We start from the raw sequence: 18,942 nt of genomic DNA, 5'->3' as shown, positions 1-18,942 counted from the left end.
GAAACTGTTTGCTATTGAGCGATATCATATACGGCTATTTTTTTGTAAAGATTTTATTATGTCAGATGAAGAACTCGCTCTAAAGTGGATGCGCCAACAAGCTTGTAAAATTGATCAGTATGTTGTTAATCCATCATTTGATGAATGTGTCGAGCTGATTGAACCTGCTTTTAAAAAAGGAAAAAGTGTCGCTCAGTTGAAATATCTACTTGGTGAAGCCGATCGTAGAGCGGGCGCGGCAGATCGTAAGCATGCAGCTTTAAAATATGCGAAAGAAAAGAACCCTAATGCAGGTCAAGTTTTGCGTCTTCAAAGTAAACTTCAGCAAGTTCAAATAGCGTTGAAATTAGCGACCGGTGACAACAATATGACTATATCTCAGTTTTGCTCGGAATATGATGTCACTAAGCGAGACGGTAATACCGCGTGGAATGAAACATTGGTCGAGCTGAATAAGAGAAAATAATCATTTCAATCGTTAATATTGCTCACCTTCGGTTATGCTGAGTAACTGCGCCCTTATCATAAAAATTTAATACCGCATCGTTGCTATTACAATCCAAACCCAATATTGATTGTAATCTGTGTAAGATATCGCCTAAAACCATCCTGCCCCAAAATTAGTTAGATGTTGTCATTTTGAATATCGACGAAGGAGTGTAATTTAGAATCGCCTAAGGTAAATTTGAGAAAAGATTACCGTAAGGATTTGATTTAAGTCTCGGGTACCGGTGAGGTATTTACTGACGTGATGAAGCCGATATAATTAAAAATAACAGCTTCTAATCTGAAAGATATAAAACCCAAAAAGGATATATATGCGATTTACTAAGCAAAACATAGATGTTGAACCGAGTGATATTCTAGCGACAAAGTTAAAAGCATTTTTGGTAGAGAATAAAGCCCAGTTTGAACATAGCTTGATTCCGAATATGGATCATATTGACCATCGAGCGTTAAATGAAAAGGGAATTGAGATCTTAGAGGTGAATTATCTTGTAGATAATCGTTATTCTCTTGTGTACCAGTATGATTGGTTTATTTTTAGTGGCTGTACCAATACGGATGAGTCTGGCATGGAAAAAAATAAGGTCACCATTACGTTATTAGATAATGGCGACCTTGAGTTTGATCGTTCAGCGCTTGGGATTAGTTAACTATTTTAATTGGCTGATTTTTCGGTATCGTCGCTGATACCTTGTTCTTCACTTGGTGCTTTCCTAGCCCAAATACCAGCGAGAATTGAGCCTGAAATGTTATGCCATAACGAAAATAGGGTACCAGGCATAGCCGAAGCAGGGGTAAAAAATTTCATTGCTAATGCTGTTGCCAAGCCGGAGTTTTGTAACCCGACTTCAAATGAAATCGTTCGACAGATAGTTTCATCAAACCTGAGTAAGCGGCAAATCCAATAACCGGCTAGTAATCCAAATCCATTATGAAGGATAACAGCAACCGCAATGATTGGGCCAATAGTGGTAAATTGTGAAGCATTGAGAGCAATCACAATGCCAATAATCATCACAATGGCGATCATTGAAATCAGAGGAAGAATAGGCTCTAATTTTTTCGTAAAACTATGAATGAATTGATTAATTAAAATGCCTGCTCCGACAGGAATTAAGACAATTTTCACTAGACTTAAAAGCATGGCGCTGGCGGGTACATCAACCGTTTGGCCTGCTAACATTTCAGATAAAAATGGTGTCATAAACACGCCCAATAAAGTCGAAATCGCGGTCATTGAAATAGACAGTGCCACATTTCCTTTGGCTAAGTAACACATAACATTGGAAGATGTACCTCCTGCCACACTACCCACAAGCACCATACCAATGGTTAATTCAGGGCTGAAATCTAACAAATGACTAATTAGAATCGCGACTAATGGCATGATGGTAAATTGTAGAATAATACCAACTACTACTGCAGTTTTGTGTTTGACTACATTAATGAAGTCGGAAGGTTTTAATGTGAGTCCCATCGCGAGCATAATTGTGACGAGTAGTGGCACAATGTAAGATTTTAATGGTTGAAAGAGTTCTGGTTGTACGTAAGCAATAATTGAAATGAGTATCGCCCATACTGGAAACAGGCGTGTGATCGTCCCTAACATAAATATCTCCTTATTATTTTCAGCTAGAATGCCACAAGTACCTGCTGGCCACCAAGCTTAGAGTAAATAATATGTTACATAAATGTTGTTTCATGGGCGATATAGATATGTTTATCACGATTTTAGTTGAGCATCAGTATTAGGTAACCAAGCCTTTAGTCCCATTGTTTCCAGTTCTGAAATTACATCTTGTACATTAGTGGCGGTGGGGAGCTTAACGGTTAAATGTGAGCTGAACATGCTGGAGCTCACTCCAAGGCTATCCGCTAAAAAGACTCTATTGCTTTCAATATCGAGTATTTGCCCATGTTCAGCTTCAAGGGTGTTGGAAATATCCTTCATGATACCGTTTCGATCATCGGCATCAATGCGAAGGCTGTAAGTATTTTTATTTTCACCCTGCACATTGATGCTTGAATCTGCGAAATAAACACAGAGATCCGGTTGATCTCGAAAGGCTTGCTTAACTGTTTCTACATTATCATCTGGTATGCTTATTTTAATCAGGCCAGATACTTGATTGTCGAGGTAGCTAATTTTTGTAATGAGCCATTTACCATCATGATCATGGGTTGTTTTCGCCAACTGATTTATCATGGCAGGAGAGGCTTGTCCTGCAAAGTTGATAATGAAAATCTTAGTCATCATTTTACTCCATCTATCTGAATCTAAATTGAAGCTTATTATTAGTTTAGGTAACTTTCCGTTATCTGGCTAAATATCAGAATGTATTTAGTTGAACAATTATCTCAATTATTTTGTGTATTTAGGCTGTGTTCTAGATTTTGGTATGTCATTATTTAAAGAGTTAAAGTTCTCTAAAGCACTAATCGTTATAGATAAAAGGACAAGACATGAAAATTTCGATGCTAAGTACAGGTGAAGAAGTGTTGCATGGCGATATTGTTGATACTAATGCCTCTTGGCTTGGTGAGCAGTTTTTCCAACATGGATTGGGTTTAAGTTATCGAGCTACTGTGGGTGACCAACTTGATGCTTTAGTTAAAGAAATTACAACATTAAGCTGGCGTAGCGATGTCATCATCGTTAATGGTGGACTGGGGCCGACCAGTGATGACATGAGTGCACAAGCGATGGCTGATGCAGCAGGTGTTGAGCTGGAGTTGAATCAAGCTTGGGTAGAGAAAATGGAAGCGTATTTTTCTCAGTCTAAGCGGCCGATGGCACAGAGTAATTTAAAACAAGCTATGTTGCCGAAAGGCGCGGAAGTGATTGATAATCCGGTTGGGACGGCTTGCGGTTTTAGTATGCGATTAAATGATGCATTGATCATGTTTACGCCTGGTGTGCCGTTTGAATTCAAGCGAATGATTAAAGAAGAAATTTTACCTTTATTGCATAAGCTTTACCCTGAAGTTGAGCAACAAGCGTGTCATAAAATTTATACTTTTGGCTTAGGTGAATCTGGAATTGCGGATTTATTGCAACCAATCGATCTTCCAAAAGGATTCAGTTTAGGCTACCGCTCTTATATGCCTTTTATTGAGGTTAAAGTGTTTAGCCCGCGTGATCATGAACAAATTGAATCCATAATGTTTCAGATCGATGAAACATTATCTGCTTATGTTGTCGGTATTAATCAACCTTTAATTGAAGTGGTAGGAGAGGCGTTGAGTGATAATCAATGGCAGCTTTCATTAATGGAACAAGCGACAGGTGGAGAGCTGGCGAGAACCTTATATCAGTCGGAAAAAGCACAGCAGTACTTTCAGCAAAGCATTGTCGATAACCAGGTTGAACCGCTGTCAGATCTAGAAGATGGTGTGATTATCGCAACAGAATACCGCATAGATACTCAAGGTGATGTGAGTTTAGCTAGCTTTAAATTGAAAGATGACAGTTATGCATTGGTACTGGTAACTAGTCAGAATTGTTTTGCTCAACAAGTGGTCTTTAAGCGTAATTATCCATTAAAGTCTCAACAGATCTTACTCAGTACCATGTTATTTGACATGTTGTGTCGTCATGCAAAACATGAAGTAGTGTTTGGTGAGTTTGCTCAATGTGAACGTGTCGGGTTGATGGAATCATAAACAATGAGTAAATATCTATAGAATACAAAGTAGCCTTATTTATTATGAGTTTTTTGTGATGGATATTTACTCGATTGAAGTGGGTGTTTAAATAACATGTCATTGCTATGACAAATGTAAATGGTGTTTTTAATACGGTTTACAGGGGTATAACAATGAGACTTTGACATGAAATTAACAACACTTGCACCTATTTCAATATTGCTTGCGACAACGACTGCTTATTCAGCTGAGAAAACTCCAGATCCTGATGAAGGAAAGTTCAGTGGTGGTATGAAACTTGGTTTTATCTATTCCAATGCTTCAACCAGCTCAACGTCTTTGAACTCAGCGGCTAAGTTGAAGTATGAAAAAGCTAAATGGACAAATGAATTTAAAGGCGATACTTACTATACAAAATCGTCTGATTCAGAGGATGATGGTACTAATAAGTATTCTCTTGGGTATAAGTTGTCTTATCAAATCGCCAAGAGCTATAAAACGTTTATTGATAATAAATATGAACATGATCAATTTGAGACTTATCGTGAAGTGTATTCGGTCACCGCTGGTATTGAAAAAGCATTAATTGATAGTGATACAACACAAGTTAATGTGGGTGGTGGTCCTGGTTATCGTTACAACAAACGTCAACCAGATGATGTGGATGCGCCAAATCAAGTTACGGAAGATATCATTGCGAATGCCTTCATTAATGCAGATACAGAAGTAACAGATAGCTTATCGGTAGGTGGAGATGCAGAAGTCGATTATGGTAAATCCAATACAACTTATACGTTAGGAGCGAATTTAAGTAATAAACTGATTGGGGATGTTGCATTAGTATTTGATGCTAAATATATCTATAACACTGATGTGGCTTCGGATAAGAGTAATGATGAAATTTATACGACGGTCAGTATCAGCTACGATTTTTAATAACCTTTTATACTCGTCTTTATGATTGATTAAAAAACGCTAAGTAATTAAAATACTTAGCGTTTTTTATATCTGTTTTACGAGGTCAGCTATTCTTTATGCCCGTTGTTTTATGGTTTGATAACGAACTTTTTCTAAAACTAAGTCTGTTTTAGCTTTACATATACAAGGCAAAATTTCTTTTGGATGTGTAAAGGCTAATGCAAAGCCAACATATTCTACTTCACCAGATACCAATTCACATTTACAGGCACCACAATGCCCATCTCGACACTGGAATTCAGGTTGTAATCCTGCACCTTCCATTGCCTCAAGCAAGGTTGTTCTGTTGTCGGTCTCTAATAAAGTGGCTTGGTTGACGTGCATTTTATTCATAAGCAATAAGAGCGATTACAGCTCGAAATCTCCAAAGTCATCCGCGCCAATTTCGTTATCAATTTGACCAACAAGGTATGAACTAATTTCAGTTTCTTGAGGTGCAACTTGTACATTATCAGAAGATAACCAAGCATTAATCCATGGAATAGGGTTTGACGTTGCCTTTGGATAGGCCATTTCTAAACCAACCGCTTGCATTCGAATATTGGTGATGTACTCAACGTATTGGCACAGAATATCTTTGTTAAGGCCGATCATTGAGCCATCTTTAAATAAGTATTCTGCCCATTCTTTTTCTTGCTCGGCTGCTTCTTTGAAAAGATCAAAGCAGTCTTGCTTACATTCTTCTGCAATTTGCATAAAGCTAAAGTCATCTTGCCCATTACGTAGAATATTCAACATATGTTGAGTTCCTGTAAGGTGAAGAGCTTCATCACGCGCAATCAATTTGATGATTTTAGCGTTGCCTTCCATTAATTCACGCTCAGCAAAGGCAAATGAACAAGCAAAACTGACATAAAAACGAATTGCTTCTAAGGCGTTAACAGACATTAGGCAAAGATAAAGTTGCTTTTTTAATGCCATTAAGCTGACATTTACTTCTTCGCCGTTAAGAATATGTGTGCCTTCACCATAGCGATGATAATCATTGGTTAAACTGATTAATTTATCGTAGTAATGCGCGATATCTTTAGCACGTTTAACGATGTGTTCATTCTCAACGATATCGTCAAACACCACGCTTGGATCATTAACAATATTACGAATAATATGCGTATAAGAACGGGAGTGGATTGTTTCAGAAAATGACCATGTTTCAATCCAAGTTTCTAACTCAGGTAGCGACACTAAAGGGAGGAGGGCAACGTTTGGACTGCGACCTTGGATTGAATCTAATAGCGTTTGATATTTTAAGTTACTGATGAAAATATGTTTTTCATGATCAGGTAACTTGTTGTAATCAATACGGTCGCTTGAAACATCAACTTCTTCAGGACGCCAGAAAAAAGATAATTGTTTTTCGATCAATTTCTCAAAGATTTCAAATTTTTGTTGATCGTAACGTGCAACGTTGACTGATTGGCCAAGAAACATTGGCTCTTTTAGTTGATCGTTTTTATTTTGATTAAAAATACTGTATGCCATGTAAACCTCTTAAGTGAATAGCGTATACCCATATTATTTTGAAACTGCAGCTTTGTTGGCTACGTGTACTGTAACTTCAATTATTGGGGATATTGGCTATTCAAAAGCAACTGTTACTTAAAATAAGCTGCTGTATTACCTTCCAAAATATAATGAGAGCATATTTCTATTGATGCTTTTACTTTAGAAGGTATTTAATGAAAGTAACCTGCAACAAAAGAAGCAGGTTACGGTTTTTAAATGGTGTTAGATTTTACAGCCACCGCCTGCGCAATCATCTTCTTGTTCAACAACTATGCCATTATCACCTTGTTCATCACTCGCACCGTCACGAGTGTTGTGATAATACAATGTTTTGACACCAAATTTATAAGCTGTCAGTAAATCTTTAAGTAGCAGCTTCATTGGGACTTTACCATTTTCTTGAGCATTTGGATCGTAGTTTGTGTTGGCAGAGATAGATTGATCAACGAACTTTTGCATAATCCCGACCAAATGCAGATAACCGTCATTAGATGGAATTTTCCATAATAGTTCATATTTGTCTTTCAATGCTTGATATTCAGGAACCACTTGTTTCAGAATGCCGTCTTTTGATGCCTTAACCGATACAAATCCTCGTGGTGGTTCAATACCATTGGTTGCATTAGAGATTTGTGATGATGTTTCAGATGGCATCAAGGCTGTTAAGGTCGAGTTACGTAAACCATGCGTCATTATTTCGCTGCGCAACGTTTCCCAATCTAAGTGTAAAGGCTCATTACAAATGGCATCCAAATCTTTCTTATAAGTATCGATTGGTAGAGTGCCTTTTGAATAGGTCGTTTCATTGAAAGCAGGGCAAGCGCCTTTTTCTTTCGCAAGTTCTACTGATGCTTTTAGAAGGTAATATTGCATCGCTTCAAAAGTACGGTGGGTTAAACCGTTAGCACTACCATCTGAGTATTTCACACCATTTTTAGCTAAGTAGTATGCATAATTAATTACGCCTACACCCAATGTGCGACGGTTCATTGTTGCTTTACGTGCAGCTGGAAGAGGGTAATCTTGGTAGTCTAATAATGCATCTAAAGCACGAATAACAAGATCAGATAAATCTTCAAAATCACTCAGTTCTTTAATTTCACCCAAGTTAAAGGCTGAAAGTGTACAAAGTGCAATTTCACCTTCATCATCATCTACGTTGCTAAGTGGTTTAGTTGGCAGTGCAATCTCAAGGCATAAGTTAGATTGACGTACTGGTGCTACGCTTGGATCAAATGGACTGTGAGTATTACAGTGATCGACGTTTTGGATATAAATACGACCAGTAGAAGCACGCTCTTGCATAAGTAGAGAGAACAAATCGACGGCTTTCACGGTTTCACGACGGATAGAAGTATCCGCTTCGTATTTCACATACAGTTCTTCAAATCTATCTTGGTCTTCGAAAAATGCATCATAAAGACCAGGAACATCTGAAGGTGAGAATAAGCTGATGTGACCGCCTTTAATGAGGCGAGAGTACATAAGTTTATTTAGCTGAACACCGTAGTCCATATGGCGAACGCGGTTCTCTTCAACACCACGGTTGTTTTTAAGGACTAACAGGGATTGAACTTCTCCGTGCCAAAGAGGGTAGAACATAGTTGCAGCGCCGCCACGTACGCCGCCTTGTGAGCAACATTTTACCGCTGTTTGAAAGTATTTATAAAATGGGATACAGCCGGTATGGAAGGCTTCGCCATTACGGATTTCAGAACCAAGCGCACGAATACGGCCTGCATTGATACCGATACCTGCACGTTGAGAAACGTAACGAACAATTGAGCTAGCAGTGGCGTTAATAGAATCTAAGCTATCACCACATTCGATTAAGACACATGAACTAAATTGACGAGTAGGCGTGCGGACGCCAGCCATGATTGGTGTTGGTAGCGAAATTTTAAACATTGATACAGCATCGTAAAAGCGTTTGATGTAATCAAGGCGAGTGTCTTTTGGGTATTTGGCAAATAAACAAGCAGCAACCAAAATATAGAGAAATTGGGCACTTTCGTAGATTTGTTTGGTAACACGGTTTTGGACGAAATACTTACCTTCAAGTTGCTTAACCGCAGCATAAGAGAAGTTCATATCGCGGTTATGATCAAGGAATTGATCCATCGCGTTAAATTCGTCTGCCGTGTAATCTTCTAGCAAATGTTTATCATATTTACCCATATCAACTAATTTAGCGACATGATCAAATAATGCTGGTGGTTCAAATTCGCCATAAGCCTTTTTACGCAAATGGAAAACGGATAAGCGTGCTGCTAAGTATTGGTAGTCAGGGCTTTGTTCTGAGATGAGATCCGCTGCTGATTTAATGATAGTTTCATGGATATCAGAAGTGGTAATACCGTCATAAAATTGGATATGAGCCTTTAGTTCAACTTGTGACACGGAAACATTATGTAAATCTTCTGCAGCCCATGTGATCACTCGGTGGATCTTTTCAAGATCGATTTGCTCTTTATATCCATCACGTTTCGTGACTGTCAATTGTTGATTCATTCGAATTGAGTTCCCTAACTAACTAAATGGTGCAAAGCCGCATGCTAAATGTGTTCGAAAGTTGCGAGCTTTTGACTGGCTTGTCTTGATTCAAGGAAAAGTAACAAACACTACATATGGGGCCTCTTCCTTGAATAGGTTACAAGATAGTGCGAAATGCTTGAGTTTTCAAGTCAGGAAATAATGAGGGCTGTGGATAAGTGAGGGATAGTTTTTTTTCAGTAAGTAGCTACTAACCTATGCAATTATGTATTACTGGGAAAGAAAAAAAATCTCATAATATTATGCAGAAAAACTAGCCGATCAAAAAAATATTTAGCTTGATCTTTAATAGAAAATGATCAGAAAAAAGATCGATTTAATTGTGTGCGATTAGGCATGTTTTTATGAAATAGTCATGTATGAAAACCGATGTTTTATGATCGGTTATTCACACGGTAAATGATTTGAAATTTCGTTATTTTATACACTGAGTATGAATGATGTAATTGACATCAACGTTTCTACCAAGCGAGTAAGTATCAGTGAGTAAGTTGTAACCTAAACCAGTAATGGATTGCTCTTGTAGTGATGTGCTATCGACCATTTTAAGCAGTTCTGAAGGTCGAATGAATTTAGCATGGTCGTGAGTGCCTTTAGGGACTAATTTCATGACTTGTTCAGCACCGACAATCGCAAATAGGTAAGATTTAACATTACGGTTTAAGGTTGAGAAAAAAACATGACCGCCGGGTTTAACTAATTTTGAACAGGCTTGGATCACCGATAAAGGATCTGGCACATGTTCGAGCATCTCCATACAGGTAACAACATCATAACTGGCAGGATTCTGTTCGGCGTGATCTTCTACTGTACTTTGAATATAAGTTAGGTTTGTACCGGTCTCAAGTGCGTGTAATCGTGCGACTTCAAGCGGCTCTGCGCCCATGTCCAATCCAGTAACTTCGGCGCCTTCTTTTGCCATACTCTCAGCTAAAATTCCGCCACCACAACCGACATCAAGTACTTTTTTCGCAAATAGGCCGTCAGCATTATCTAAAACAAAGTTTAAACGTAACGGATTGATTTGGTGTAGAGGCTTAAATTCACCATCTAAATCCCACCAACGAGAGGCCATATCCGCAAATTTTTTGATCTCAGCAGGATCAACATTCTGTTTAGTTGTCATATTGGTCATTCTTTCTCAATATTAAGATGGTTAACACTATATCAGGAAAGAATAGAGCGACAAATAGAACAAGATGTATTTGATAAATAGCATTAATCCAATTTTATATTCATTAGATTTAGAGTTAGCACGATATAAGATGCACTTACTTATCATTAAAATAGATTGAGATTATGTCTATTCGTCTATCTTATTGCCTTGTCATCGCGCTAATATTTTGAGCGTAGTTCAATTTTTCTGCACTTAAAGCGTGAAGTTGCTATCAACAGCTTAAAAGCAATATGAAATAGATGCCGAGAAGTGGTTTTATGTGTTATATTTTTACACCTTGTGCGTGTCGCAATTTTAAAGCTATTTTGGGCTTTTATATAAATCATGCGATCAAAAAGAATAGAGGGATAATGGCTCTATGAGCGATTTAGCTAAACAAATTACGCCAGTAAATATTGAAGACGAACTTCGCGGTTCGTATCTTGATTATGCGATGTCTGTCATCGTTGGTCGTGCACTTCCTGATGTGCGCGATGGTCTAAAGCCTGTTCACCGCCGAGTTTTATTCGCGATGAATGTGCTTGGTAATGATTGGAATAAACCTTACAAAAAATCTGCTCGTGTCGTTGGTGACGTGATCGGTAAATATCACCCACATGGTGATAGTGCGGTATATGACACCATCGTTCGTATGGCTCAACCATTCTCTTTACGTTATATGCTTGCCGACGGCCAAGGTAACTTTGGTTCTATCGATGGCGACTCTGCCGCGGCGATGCGTTATACCGAAGTTCGTATGTCTAAAATTGCACATGAACTGCTTGCTGATCTTGATAAAGAAACAGTTGATTACGTTGATAACTATGACGGAACGGAAAGAATTCCGGCGGTTATGCCAACTAAAGTGCCTAACCTATTGATTAATGGTGCTTCAGGTATCGCGGTAGGTATGGCAACTAATATTCCACCACATAACTTAGGTGAAGTGGTCGATGGTTGTTTGGCTTATATTAGCAATGAAAGCATTACCATTGATGAGTTAATGGAATTCATTCCTGGTCCTGATTTCCCAACGGCGGCTTTAATTAGTGGTCGTAAAGGTATTATTGACGCATACAAAACTGGACGCGGTAAAGTTTACATGCGTTCAAAAGCACATATCGATGTGGAAAAAAATGGTCGCGAAACAATCGTTGTAACTGAAATTCCATACCAAGTGAACAAAGCTCGCGTAATTGAAAAAATTGCCGAGTTAGTAAAAGACAAAAAAGTTGAAGGTATCAGTGCGCTGCGTGATGAGTCAGATAAAGACGGCATGCGTATCGTTATTGAATGTAAGCGTGATGCGGTAGGTGAAGTGGTTTTAAACAACTTGTATTCACAAACTCAATTGCAAACGACTTTTGGCGTGAACATGGTTGCGCTAGATAACGGCCAACCGAAACTGTTCAACCTTAAAGAAATGATTAAGTGCTTCGTTGATCATCGCCGTGAAGTAGTAACACGTCGTACTATCTTCGAATTACGTAAAGCTCGTGATCGCGCTCATATTCTGGAAGCTTTATCACTTGCTCTATCAAACATTGATGAAATCATCGAACTTATTAAACAAGCTCCAACCCCTGCTGAAGCTAAAATTGGCTTGGTGGCTCGTGGTTGGCCGCTTGGTAACGTTGCTGGCATGCTTGAGCGTGCAGGGACAGATGCCGCGCGACCTGATTGGTTAGAAGATCAATACGGCATTCGTGATGGCGAATACTTCTTAACCGAGCAACAAGCACAAGCTATCCTAGAATTGCGCCTACACCGCCTAACTGGTTTAGAGCACGATAAGATTCTTGATGAATACAAAGCATTATTAGATGAAATTGCAGAATTGATTCACATTCTTTCAAGCACAGAGCGTTTGATGGAAGTGATTCGTGAAGAACTTGAAGCGGTTCGTGAAGCGTTTGGTGATGCTCGCCGTACTGAAATTACAGCGGCTAGCCATGATATTGATATGGAAGAGCTGATCGCGAGAGAAGATGTTGTTGTAACACTTTCTCACGAAGGTTATGTGAAGTATCAAATTCTAAGCGATTACGAAGCTCAACGTCGTGGTGGTAAAGGTAAGAGTGCAACTAAGATGAAAGATGAAGATTTCATCGAGCGTCTATTAGTTGCCAATACGCATGACAATATTTTATGTTTCTCAACTCGTGGTAAAACATACCGCTTGAAGACTTACCAATTACCATTTGCGAGTCGTAACGCTCGTGGCAAACCAATTGTAAATATTTTACCGCTAGAAGAAAATGAACGTATTACCGCCATTCTTCCTGTCACTGAGTTTACTGAAGATAAATTTATCTTTATGGCAACAGGTGATGGTACGGTTAAGAAAACATCGTTAGCAAGTTTTGCTAATGTTCGTTCAAATGGCCTGATTGCAGTAAATTTACGTGATGAAGACTCTTTAATCGGTGTTGATATTACTTCCGGTTCTGATGAAATCATGCTGTTCTCGAAAGAAGGTAAAGTGGTTCGCTTTAGTGAAGAGCACGTTCGCGCTATGGGACGTACTGCTTCTGGTGTTCGTGGTATCCGCTTGGCAGAAGGTGATCAAGTCGTCTCACTTATTATTCCTTCAAACGAAGGTGGTGATGTACTGACTGTTACTGAAAATGGTTATGGTAAACGTACCGTTATCACTGAGTATCCAACTAAAGGTCGTGGCACTAAGGGTGTTGTCTCGATTAAGGTTTCTGAGCGTAACGGCCAAGTGGTTGGTGCGGTTCAGGCATTGGATGCGGATGAGTTCATGATGATAACTAATGCTGGCACGTTGGTTCGTACTCGTGTATCGGAAGTGAGTCAGGTTGGTCGTAACACACAAGGTGTGACATTGATCCGTACCTCTGAAGGTGAAAAAGTGGTTGGTTTACAACGTATCGAAGAAATCGAAGAAGAAATTATCTTAGATGAGAACGGTGATGTTGTCGCGGTTATTGCTCCAACAACTGATGAATCAGCGACAGAAGTAGACAACTTAACGGATGATAATCAAGAAACAGACCAAGAATAGTCATTAATTCTTCAACTGTTATTTGAAATAAAAGCCGAAGCTTCAAGCCTTCGGCTTTTTTACGTCAAAAATTTGATACCTTACCTCAAAGAGGTATTTCAATAATATCCGACTAAAATACTATGTTTTTACTTGCTTACACATGTTATTGTTATATTATAACAATAATTATTTGTATCATTAATCCTAACTTTACTTGTGTCTCAAGATGTTTAGGGAAATAATATCTCGTAGAAGAACAAATGAATAGAGAGAATAAAATGGCTGAAGTACGTGCCAGAGTTGACTTAAAAGTGGGTATTAATAGTGATATTAGTGCAGAGATATTGTCATTTCACGGTCTTAAAACCGAAAAAGAACACATCGCTATTATTTTTAAGCAAGCTGATAAACAAGATCAGACGCCATTAGTTCGTATGCATTCAGAATGTTTAACTGGCGATGTATTCCATTCTTCTCGTTGTGATTGCGGCGAGCAACTTGATGAAACGGTAAATAAAATGGGCCAACACGGCGGCATCTTATTATATTTGCGTCAAGAAGGTCGTGGTATTGGCTTATACAATAAAATTGATGCTTATCGCTTACAAAGTGAAGGTATGAATACTTATGAAGCCAATAATCATTTAGGGTTTGGGGATGACTTACGTGACTTTTCCGAAGCAGCTCAAATGCTAAAAGCGCTAGAAATTGATAAAATAAAATTGATTACGAATAACCCTAAAAAAATGAAAGAGTTACAAGAGTTTGGCATTGAACTAGAAGAAGTTATTCCAACTCATGTACATATGAAAACCGGTAATGAAAGTTACTTGAAAGCGAAAGCATCTCATGGGAAGCATCGTTTAAAATTCGATTAGTGGTAAAAAATCTAGTCTGTAACACCTTATATGTAGTCAATCATTATCTATTTTATGAACCTCTATCGATCTTATTGATAGAGGTTTTTTTGTACCAAAATTTTATCTACATCATAAAACTTTATGAAGAGTTGATGAACAGGTTGTATATGGGGTGTAATTCAGTATTATTCGTATGATCTCATGGTAGTGATAATCACTTGCATTTAGTCTGAGGATAAGAACAAATGACATTTACTATTTAAAGCCAATTTTTATAGGGTGTAAATAAACTATGACTGAGCATATGAATTGAAAATAAATCTATTAGTTTTAATAACATAGGAATTAATAATGAAAGCAATATATTTATGCTGCGTAGTTTTATTTGGTTTAATAACAACGCCAGTCAGTGCTGCTACAACCGAAAGCTTAGTACGGCAAGTGATTGATGAAAATTTGGATGCTTCTCAACGAGAAGATAGTGATGCTTATATGGCGACCATGCATAGCCAATCGCTTGCTTGGATCCCAACGAAAAAAGCGATTCAAGGTATATTTGGAAACTATAAGCTGAACTATTATTTGGAACAGTTTCACTATATTGCCCAAGAGAACGAATACGCTTACGCAAGAGTATGGATAAGAACAACAAAGGTTTCAGGACCTTCTTTTAATAATAATAAACTTGAGGCATTAATTGTGTTTAAGAAAGAAGGTGAGAAGTGGAAAGTTTGGTCACAAGCCAATATGCAAATTCAATATATAGATTAAAGGTCGGATCTTGTCAAATGAAGGTGAGACTGGCATAGTCCCTCCATTATCGAATGAAAGAGATACCTTATGAGCTTGCAATATCAATCTGTGCCGGTGACGCCATTTCAGCAAAATTGTTCTATCGTTTGGTGTGATCAAACCATGAAAGGTGTGATTGTTGATCCCGGTGGAGAAGTGAATCATTTGGTGACTATTATCAATACGCTAGGTGTTCAGCTCGAAAAAATCGTCTTAACCCATGGTCACCTTGATCATGTCGGTGGAACTCCCGATTTACGAGAAGAAATGAATGTTCCTGTAATAGGACCTCATATCGATGATGCATTTTGGTTACAAGGCTTAATGAATCAAAGTCAAATGTTTGGTTTTCCACCGATTGATCCTTTTGAACCCACACAATGGCTGCAGGAGGGGGACATCATTGAATTTGGAGAGGAAGTTTTAAAGGTCATTCATACACCTGGCCATACTCCAGGACATGTTATTTTATTTAGTCAAAGTGCAAAAATTGCTTTTGTCGGTGATGTGTTATTTAACGGTGCGATTGGCCGTACTGATTTTCCTAAAGGTGATTATCAAACCCTAATTGACAGTATTAAAAATAAATTATGGCCATTGGGTAACGATGTTCGTTTTATTCCTGGTCATGGCCCTGAGTCTACTTTCGGACAAGAGCGGAAATCGAATCCGTATGTGGCTGATGAAATGCCGTTGTATTAAAAACAATAAAGTTAACTCGCCGCGAGATATCGGCGAGTTAATCCTATAAATTCATCTTTTGATGTGGTTAAGTCGCACTCCGCTATAAAAATATCATAGCCCCATAGCTCTCTTTGAATGATCATTCTATTGATTAACATTGCTCTTAATCCAGTCACAGTCCAACCATCTTTAAATGTATAAGCCGTGTCATTGATAATGTGATTTTCAAATTCATGTTGTTTTTGTTGTTGCTTCAAACCGAGATACAGCAAGTTACGTTGGTGGATTAAAATGTGTCTGATCGCTTTAAGACTGATGCTTTGAATAAAAGGTTGATAGTTCTTCATTTCAATTCCGATCCAAGGAATATCTGTATTCCAGCCTTGAATTGTATATTCACAATTGCCGGTATGATTAATGTTGCTCCATTGCAATAGCCAGCCACCTCGATATAAATGTTGTTGTAAATGAGTGTCTGTCAAAGTAAAGCCAAAATTCTGGCTGTAAATTAATTCTTTAATTGCGATGTAAAGACTAAAGATAATGAGACAAAAAAGTACGGTAACTTTGATATTAAATTGAGCTTGAATCGTGAAAATGCAGCAAAGTAAAAGTGCCCATAGCACGTACTTTAACCATAGAGGGATATCTGGTTGCTTGTGGAAAAACTGTAGGGTTGGCATTACCTTCATTTTATGTACCACTTGATTAAATAAATTTAGTCTTTTGCTCATCTTGCTTTGGGGCAGCTCTATGACGATATAATAAAATCATGAGTTAATTTGTTTATTTTAGCTAATTTCAATGAAATGTTAGTAATGTAGTGTAAAAAATAGCCAATTACTGTGAATTTGAATTATATTTTGTTATAACACCGTCAACTTTTTACCACACTATAAATAGTGACTTTATGGAGAGTTTTAATGAGACTGGCACATAAGCGCAACATACAGCGTAAACTTAAGAAAGCAGTAAAAGTTGCTAAAGTAACGGCTGATAGCAATATAACAGCAGCTAAGCCTAACGCTAAAAAAGTAATAGCGAAAACTAAATCAGCTGTAGTTAAAGCTGAGAAAAAAGTAATAGCTGCGGTTGAGGCGACTCAAGATATTAAGTTGACGCCAAAGCAGCAGTCTATTCTTGATATTGTTGCTGCTCACGTTGAAGGTATTAACTCTAAAGATATTGGCCTTGAAGCGGGTCAAGAAGAAGCTAAAGCAGCAGCATGGGCAACTGGTGGTTTGAAAAAGCTGCTTGAAGAGGATTTAGTGATTAAAGAGCAAGCTGAATCGAACAAAGTGATGTACAAACTGGCTTAGTTGATTGATCCTAGTTTAGTTCACGTTAAATTGGTTTACTGATGTTCTTATGACCAAACAATACCATGATATTTTCGAGTGTTATTTGTTCGTATTGTTGGTTTTATATCCTATTGAGCGTTTATTTTTGAGTTTAACTAGATATTTTTCATTTGGACGTTAGGATCCTGTCAATTGAGTTTCATTTTTTTACAATTTTATGTTCAGTGTACAAGTATATTTGTGCTCTGAAATCGGTTCGCTATTCCAATATGGATGAGATGTATGACTAAAGGTATAGACAAATATAGTATAGACAGCACGGACTATACGATAGGGCAAGATAATGTCCAAAAATGGGGCTTTGATGTCCATAATGCGGTATTTAGTATTAGTGCAGGGTTAATTCTCCTTTTTTTGGCCGTTATTTTAATCGTTGATCCTGCTACCGCAAAAGATGTTTTAGATGGTGTGAAAATGTCCATCATCAATCGATTCGACTCGCTATTCATTATCGCAGGTAATATTTTTGTTATTTTTTGCTTAGCGTTGGTTGTTTCTCCTTATGGAAAAATTCGCTTAGGCGGTGTTGATGCAAAAGCAGAACATTCTTATCTTTCATGGCTAGCGATGCTTTTCGCCGCAGGTATGGGGATTGGATTGATGTTTTGGAGTGTGGCTGAACCTGCCGCGTATTATACGGACTGGTTTGGAACGCCTCTTAATGTAGCCCCTAATACTCCAGAAGCTGCAAGAATGGCATTGGGAGCAACCATGTACCATTGGGGGCTTCATCCTTGGGCGATCTATGCTGTAGTCGCGCTTTCATTATCTTTCTTTGCTTACAATAAGGGGTTACCTCTATCCATGCGTTCTATTTTTTATCCTATTTTAGGAGATAGAACATGGGGGTGGCCTGGGCATATTATTGATATTCTTGCGGTAGTTGCTACATTATTTGGTCTTGCAACATCGTTAGGTTTTGGTGCACAGCAAGCTGCAAGTGGTATTGGGCATGTTTTTGGTATTCATGCAGGTGTCGGTTTGCAACTTATTGTGATTTTTGTCGTGACATTGTTGGCGGCAGTTTCTGTTTATCGAGGTATCGATGGTGGGGTGAAATTAGTCAGTAACCTTAATATGATTGTTGCATTTATTTTACTCGTTTTTATTATTTGTGTCTCTTTTGGAACGGTATCCCATACTATTCCTGAAACAGCAATGAGCTATATTGAGAACATTCTTCCTTTGTCGAATCCATTTGGTCGTACTGATACGGATTGGATGCATGGATGGACTGTCTTTTATTGGGCATGGTGGATGTCTTGGTCACCATTCGTAGGTATGTTTATTGCTCGTGTATCTCGTGGTCGCACAGTGCGTGAGTTCATTATTGCTGTTTTGTTGCTTCCAACGTTTATTACGACTATTTGGATGGGAACATTTGGCGGTGTTGGTATTGAACAGATCGTCGATAAAGTTGGTGTATTAGGGGAGCAAGGTTTCACTGATGTCACTATGGCTATGTTTCAAATGTTCGATGCACTGCCAATGAGTAATGTAATTTCAGTTGTAGGCATTGTGTTGATTTTAGTTTTCTTTATTAGCTCATCTGACTCAGGCTCACTAGTGATTGATAGTATTACCGCTGGCGGGAAAATTGATGCACCAGTACCTCAACGACTATTTTGGGCTTTGATTGAGGGGGCTGTTGCTATGGCGTTGCTTTGGGTTGGAGGAAGTAATGCTATTGCTGCGCTACAAGCCGTGGCTATTTCAACCGCACTGCCGTTTGTATTCGTACTATTGATCATGTGTGTTAGTTTGATCATGGGGATGAGAACGGAACGTATTAAGCATTAAAATTAGTTAGTAAGAATAAAAGTAAATAATAAAAGGTTGGCCGTTTTAATAATGGCCAACCTTTTTCTTATCTAACATTTAATCACTATA

The 18,942-nt window shown here is 38.2% G+C and carries 17 protein-coding genes; 10 read left to right on the top strand and 7 right to left on the bottom strand.

Annotated elements, in window-relative coordinates; genetic code table 11:
* Nucleotides 1-58: 58 nt before the first annotated feature.
* Complete coding sequence (locus tag HC725_RS12250; protein ID WP_190332111.1) at nucleotides 59-466, top strand: hypothetical protein; 408 nt, start codon at nucleotides 59-61, stop codon at nucleotides 464-466.
* A 352-nt stretch (nucleotides 467-818) separates the two neighbouring features.
* Nucleotides 819-1,157: a hypothetical protein gene (locus HC725_RS12245; RefSeq protein ID WP_190332110.1), complete on the top strand. Its 339-nt coding sequence runs from the start codon at nucleotides 819-821 to the stop codon at nucleotides 1,155-1,157.
* Nucleotides 1,158-1,162: 5 nt separating this feature from the next.
* Here HC725_RS12245 and HC725_RS12240 read toward each other — a convergent pair whose 3' ends face one another.
* Both HC725_RS12240 and HC725_RS12235 read right to left on the bottom strand, forming a co-directional pair.
* The gene (locus tag HC725_RS12240; RefSeq protein ID WP_190332109.1) at nucleotides 1,163-2,116 is read right to left on the bottom strand and encodes a bile acid:sodium symporter family protein; all 954 of its coding nucleotides are present in this window, start codon (nucleotides 2,114-2,116) and stop codon (nucleotides 1,163-1,165) included.
* Nucleotides 2,117-2,230: 114 nt separating this feature from the next.
* Complete coding sequence (locus tag HC725_RS12235) at nucleotides 2,231-2,764, bottom strand: glycine cleavage system protein R (protein ID WP_190332108.1); 534 nt, start codon at nucleotides 2,762-2,764, stop codon at nucleotides 2,231-2,233.
* Between the two features lie 206 nt (nucleotides 2,765-2,970).
* On the opposite strand from HC725_RS12235, the gene HC725_RS12230 reads away from it, so the two are divergent.
* Nucleotides 2,971-4,170 (top strand): CinA family nicotinamide mononucleotide deamidase-related protein, encoded by a 1,200-nt coding sequence (locus HC725_RS12230; RefSeq protein ID WP_190332107.1) that lies wholly within the window; start codon nucleotides 2,971-2,973, stop codon nucleotides 4,168-4,170.
* A gap of 168 nt (nucleotides 4,171-4,338) precedes the next feature.
* Complete coding sequence (locus HC725_RS12225; protein WP_190332106.1) at nucleotides 4,339-5,088, top strand: DUF481 domain-containing protein; 750 nt, start codon at nucleotides 4,339-4,341, stop codon at nucleotides 5,086-5,088.
* Between the two features lie 96 nt (nucleotides 5,089-5,184).
* Here the strand turns inward: HC725_RS12225 and yfaE are convergent, their stop codons facing one another.
* The 4 genes from yfaE to ubiG all read right to left on the bottom strand — a co-directional run bounded on the left by yfaE (nucleotide 5,185) and on the right by ubiG (nucleotide 10,315).
* Entirely contained in the window at nucleotides 5,185-5,463 is a 279-nt protein-coding gene (gene yfaE / locus HC725_RS12220; protein ID WP_190332105.1) for a class I ribonucleotide reductase maintenance protein YfaE, read from the bottom strand.
* 15 nt (nucleotides 5,464-5,478) lie between these two features.
* The gene (gene nrdB / locus HC725_RS12215) at nucleotides 5,479-6,612 is read right to left on the bottom strand and encodes a class Ia ribonucleoside-diphosphate reductase subunit beta (RefSeq protein ID WP_190332104.1); all 1,134 of its coding nucleotides are present in this window, start codon (nucleotides 6,610-6,612) and stop codon (nucleotides 5,479-5,481) included.
* A gap of 246 nt (nucleotides 6,613-6,858) precedes the next feature.
* Nucleotides 6,859-9,147 carry a class 1a ribonucleoside-diphosphate reductase subunit alpha gene (gene nrdA, locus HC725_RS12210; protein WP_190332103.1) on the bottom strand — a complete coding sequence of 763 codons (2,289 nt, stop codon included), beginning with the start codon at nucleotides 9,145-9,147 and terminating at the stop codon, nucleotides 6,859-6,861.
* 457 nt (nucleotides 9,148-9,604) lie between these two features.
* A complete protein-coding gene (gene ubiG / locus HC725_RS12205; RefSeq protein ID WP_190332102.1) occupies nucleotides 9,605-10,315 on the bottom strand; it encodes a bifunctional 2-polyprenyl-6-hydroxyphenol methylase/3-demethylubiquinol 3-O-methyltransferase UbiG in 711 nt (236 codons plus the stop codon).
* A 409-nt stretch (nucleotides 10,316-10,724) separates the two neighbouring features.
* On the opposite strand from ubiG, the gene gyrA reads away from it, so the two are divergent.
* The 4 genes from gyrA (at nucleotide 10,725) to HC725_RS12185 (ending at nucleotide 15,709) form a co-directional block, all read left to right on the top strand.
* Nucleotides 10,725-13,373 carry a DNA topoisomerase (ATP-hydrolyzing) subunit A gene (gene gyrA, locus HC725_RS12200; protein WP_190332101.1) on the top strand — a complete coding sequence of 883 codons (2,649 nt, stop codon included), beginning with the start codon at nucleotides 10,725-10,727 and terminating at the stop codon, nucleotides 13,371-13,373.
* A gap of 260 nt (nucleotides 13,374-13,633) precedes the next feature.
* A complete protein-coding gene (locus HC725_RS12195) occupies nucleotides 13,634-14,233 on the top strand; it encodes a GTP cyclohydrolase II (protein WP_190332100.1) in 600 nt (199 codons plus the stop codon).
* Nucleotides 14,234-14,566: 333 nt separating this feature from the next.
* Entirely contained in the window at nucleotides 14,567-14,986 is a 420-nt protein-coding gene (locus HC725_RS12190) for a hypothetical protein (protein WP_190332099.1), read from the top strand.
* Nucleotides 14,987-15,055: 69 nt separating this feature from the next.
* A complete protein-coding gene (locus tag HC725_RS12185) occupies nucleotides 15,056-15,709 on the top strand; it encodes an MBL fold metallo-hydrolase (RefSeq protein ID WP_190332098.1) in 654 nt (217 codons plus the stop codon).
* An 11-nt stretch (nucleotides 15,710-15,720) separates the two neighbouring features.
* On the opposite strand, the gene HC725_RS12180 is transcribed toward HC725_RS12185, so the two are convergent.
* On the bottom strand, nucleotides 15,721-16,383 hold the full coding sequence (locus tag HC725_RS12180; RefSeq protein ID WP_190332097.1) for a DUF2982 domain-containing protein: 663 nt from the start codon (nucleotides 16,381-16,383) through the stop codon (nucleotides 15,721-15,723).
* Between the two features lie 231 nt (nucleotides 16,384-16,614).
* Here HC725_RS12180 and HC725_RS12175 point away from each other — a divergent pair, with 231 nt between their 5' ends.
* Both HC725_RS12175 and HC725_RS12170 read left to right on the top strand, forming a co-directional pair.
* Nucleotides 16,615-17,010: a MarR family transcriptional regulator gene (locus tag HC725_RS12175; RefSeq protein ID WP_190332096.1), complete on the top strand. Its 396-nt coding sequence runs from the start codon at nucleotides 16,615-16,617 to the stop codon at nucleotides 17,008-17,010.
* Nucleotides 17,011-17,274: 264 nt separating this feature from the next.
* Complete coding sequence (locus tag HC725_RS12170) at nucleotides 17,275-18,852, top strand: BCCT family transporter (RefSeq protein WP_190332095.1); 1,578 nt, start codon at nucleotides 17,275-17,277, stop codon at nucleotides 18,850-18,852.
* Nucleotides 18,853-18,942 lie beyond the last annotated feature (90 nt).

This window comes from Vibrio sp. S17_S38 (assembly GCF_014694375.1).
Taxonomy (GTDB): domain Bacteria; phylum Pseudomonadota; class Gammaproteobacteria; order Enterobacterales; family Vibrionaceae; genus Vibrio.
The sequence above is the reverse complement of the archived record's forward strand: the minus strand, read 5'-3'. Positions and strand labels throughout refer to the sequence as shown.

Coding starts and splice junctions, on each gene's coding strand:
- HC725_RS12250 (WP_190332111.1), top strand. CDS start 59: ATGTCAGATGAAGAACTCGCTCTAAAGTGGATGCGCCAACAAGCTTGT.
- HC725_RS12245 (WP_190332110.1), top strand. CDS start 819: ATGCGATTTACTAAGCAAAACATAGATGTTGAACCGAGTGATATTCTA.
- HC725_RS12240 (WP_190332109.1), bottom strand. CDS start 2,116: ATGTTAGGGACGATCACACGCCTGTTTCCAGTATGGGCGATACTCATT.
- HC725_RS12235 (WP_190332108.1), bottom strand. CDS start 2,764: ATGATGACTAAGATTTTCATTATCAACTTTGCAGGACAAGCCTCTCCT.
- HC725_RS12230 (WP_190332107.1), top strand. CDS start 2,971: ATGAAAATTTCGATGCTAAGTACAGGTGAAGAAGTGTTGCATGGCGAT.
- HC725_RS12225 (WP_190332106.1), top strand. CDS start 4,339: ATGAAATTAACAACACTTGCACCTATTTCAATATTGCTTGCGACAACG.
- yfaE (WP_190332105.1), bottom strand. CDS start 5,463: ATGAATAAAATGCACGTCAACCAAGCCACTTTATTAGAGACCGACAAC.
- nrdB (WP_190332104.1), bottom strand. CDS start 6,612: ATGGCATACAGTATTTTTAATCAAAATAAAAACGATCAACTAAAAGAG.
- nrdA (WP_190332103.1), bottom strand. CDS start 9,147: ATGAATCAACAATTGACAGTCACGAAACGTGATGGATATAAAGAGCAA.
- ubiG (WP_190332102.1), bottom strand. CDS start 10,315: ATGACAACTAAACAGAATGTTGATCCTGCTGAGATCAAAAAATTTGCG.
- gyrA (WP_190332101.1), top strand. CDS start 10,725: ATGAGCGATTTAGCTAAACAAATTACGCCAGTAAATATTGAAGACGAA.
- HC725_RS12195 (WP_190332100.1), top strand. CDS start 13,634: ATGGCTGAAGTACGTGCCAGAGTTGACTTAAAAGTGGGTATTAATAGT.
- HC725_RS12190 (WP_190332099.1), top strand. CDS start 14,567: ATGAAAGCAATATATTTATGCTGCGTAGTTTTATTTGGTTTAATAACA.
- HC725_RS12185 (WP_190332098.1), top strand. CDS start 15,056: ATGAGCTTGCAATATCAATCTGTGCCGGTGACGCCATTTCAGCAAAAT.
- HC725_RS12180 (WP_190332097.1), bottom strand. CDS start 16,383: ATGAAGGTAATGCCAACCCTACAGTTTTTCCACAAGCAACCAGATATC.
- HC725_RS12175 (WP_190332096.1), top strand. CDS start 16,615: ATGAGACTGGCACATAAGCGCAACATACAGCGTAAACTTAAGAAAGCA.
- HC725_RS12170 (WP_190332095.1), top strand. CDS start 17,275: ATGACTAAAGGTATAGACAAATATAGTATAGACAGCACGGACTATACG.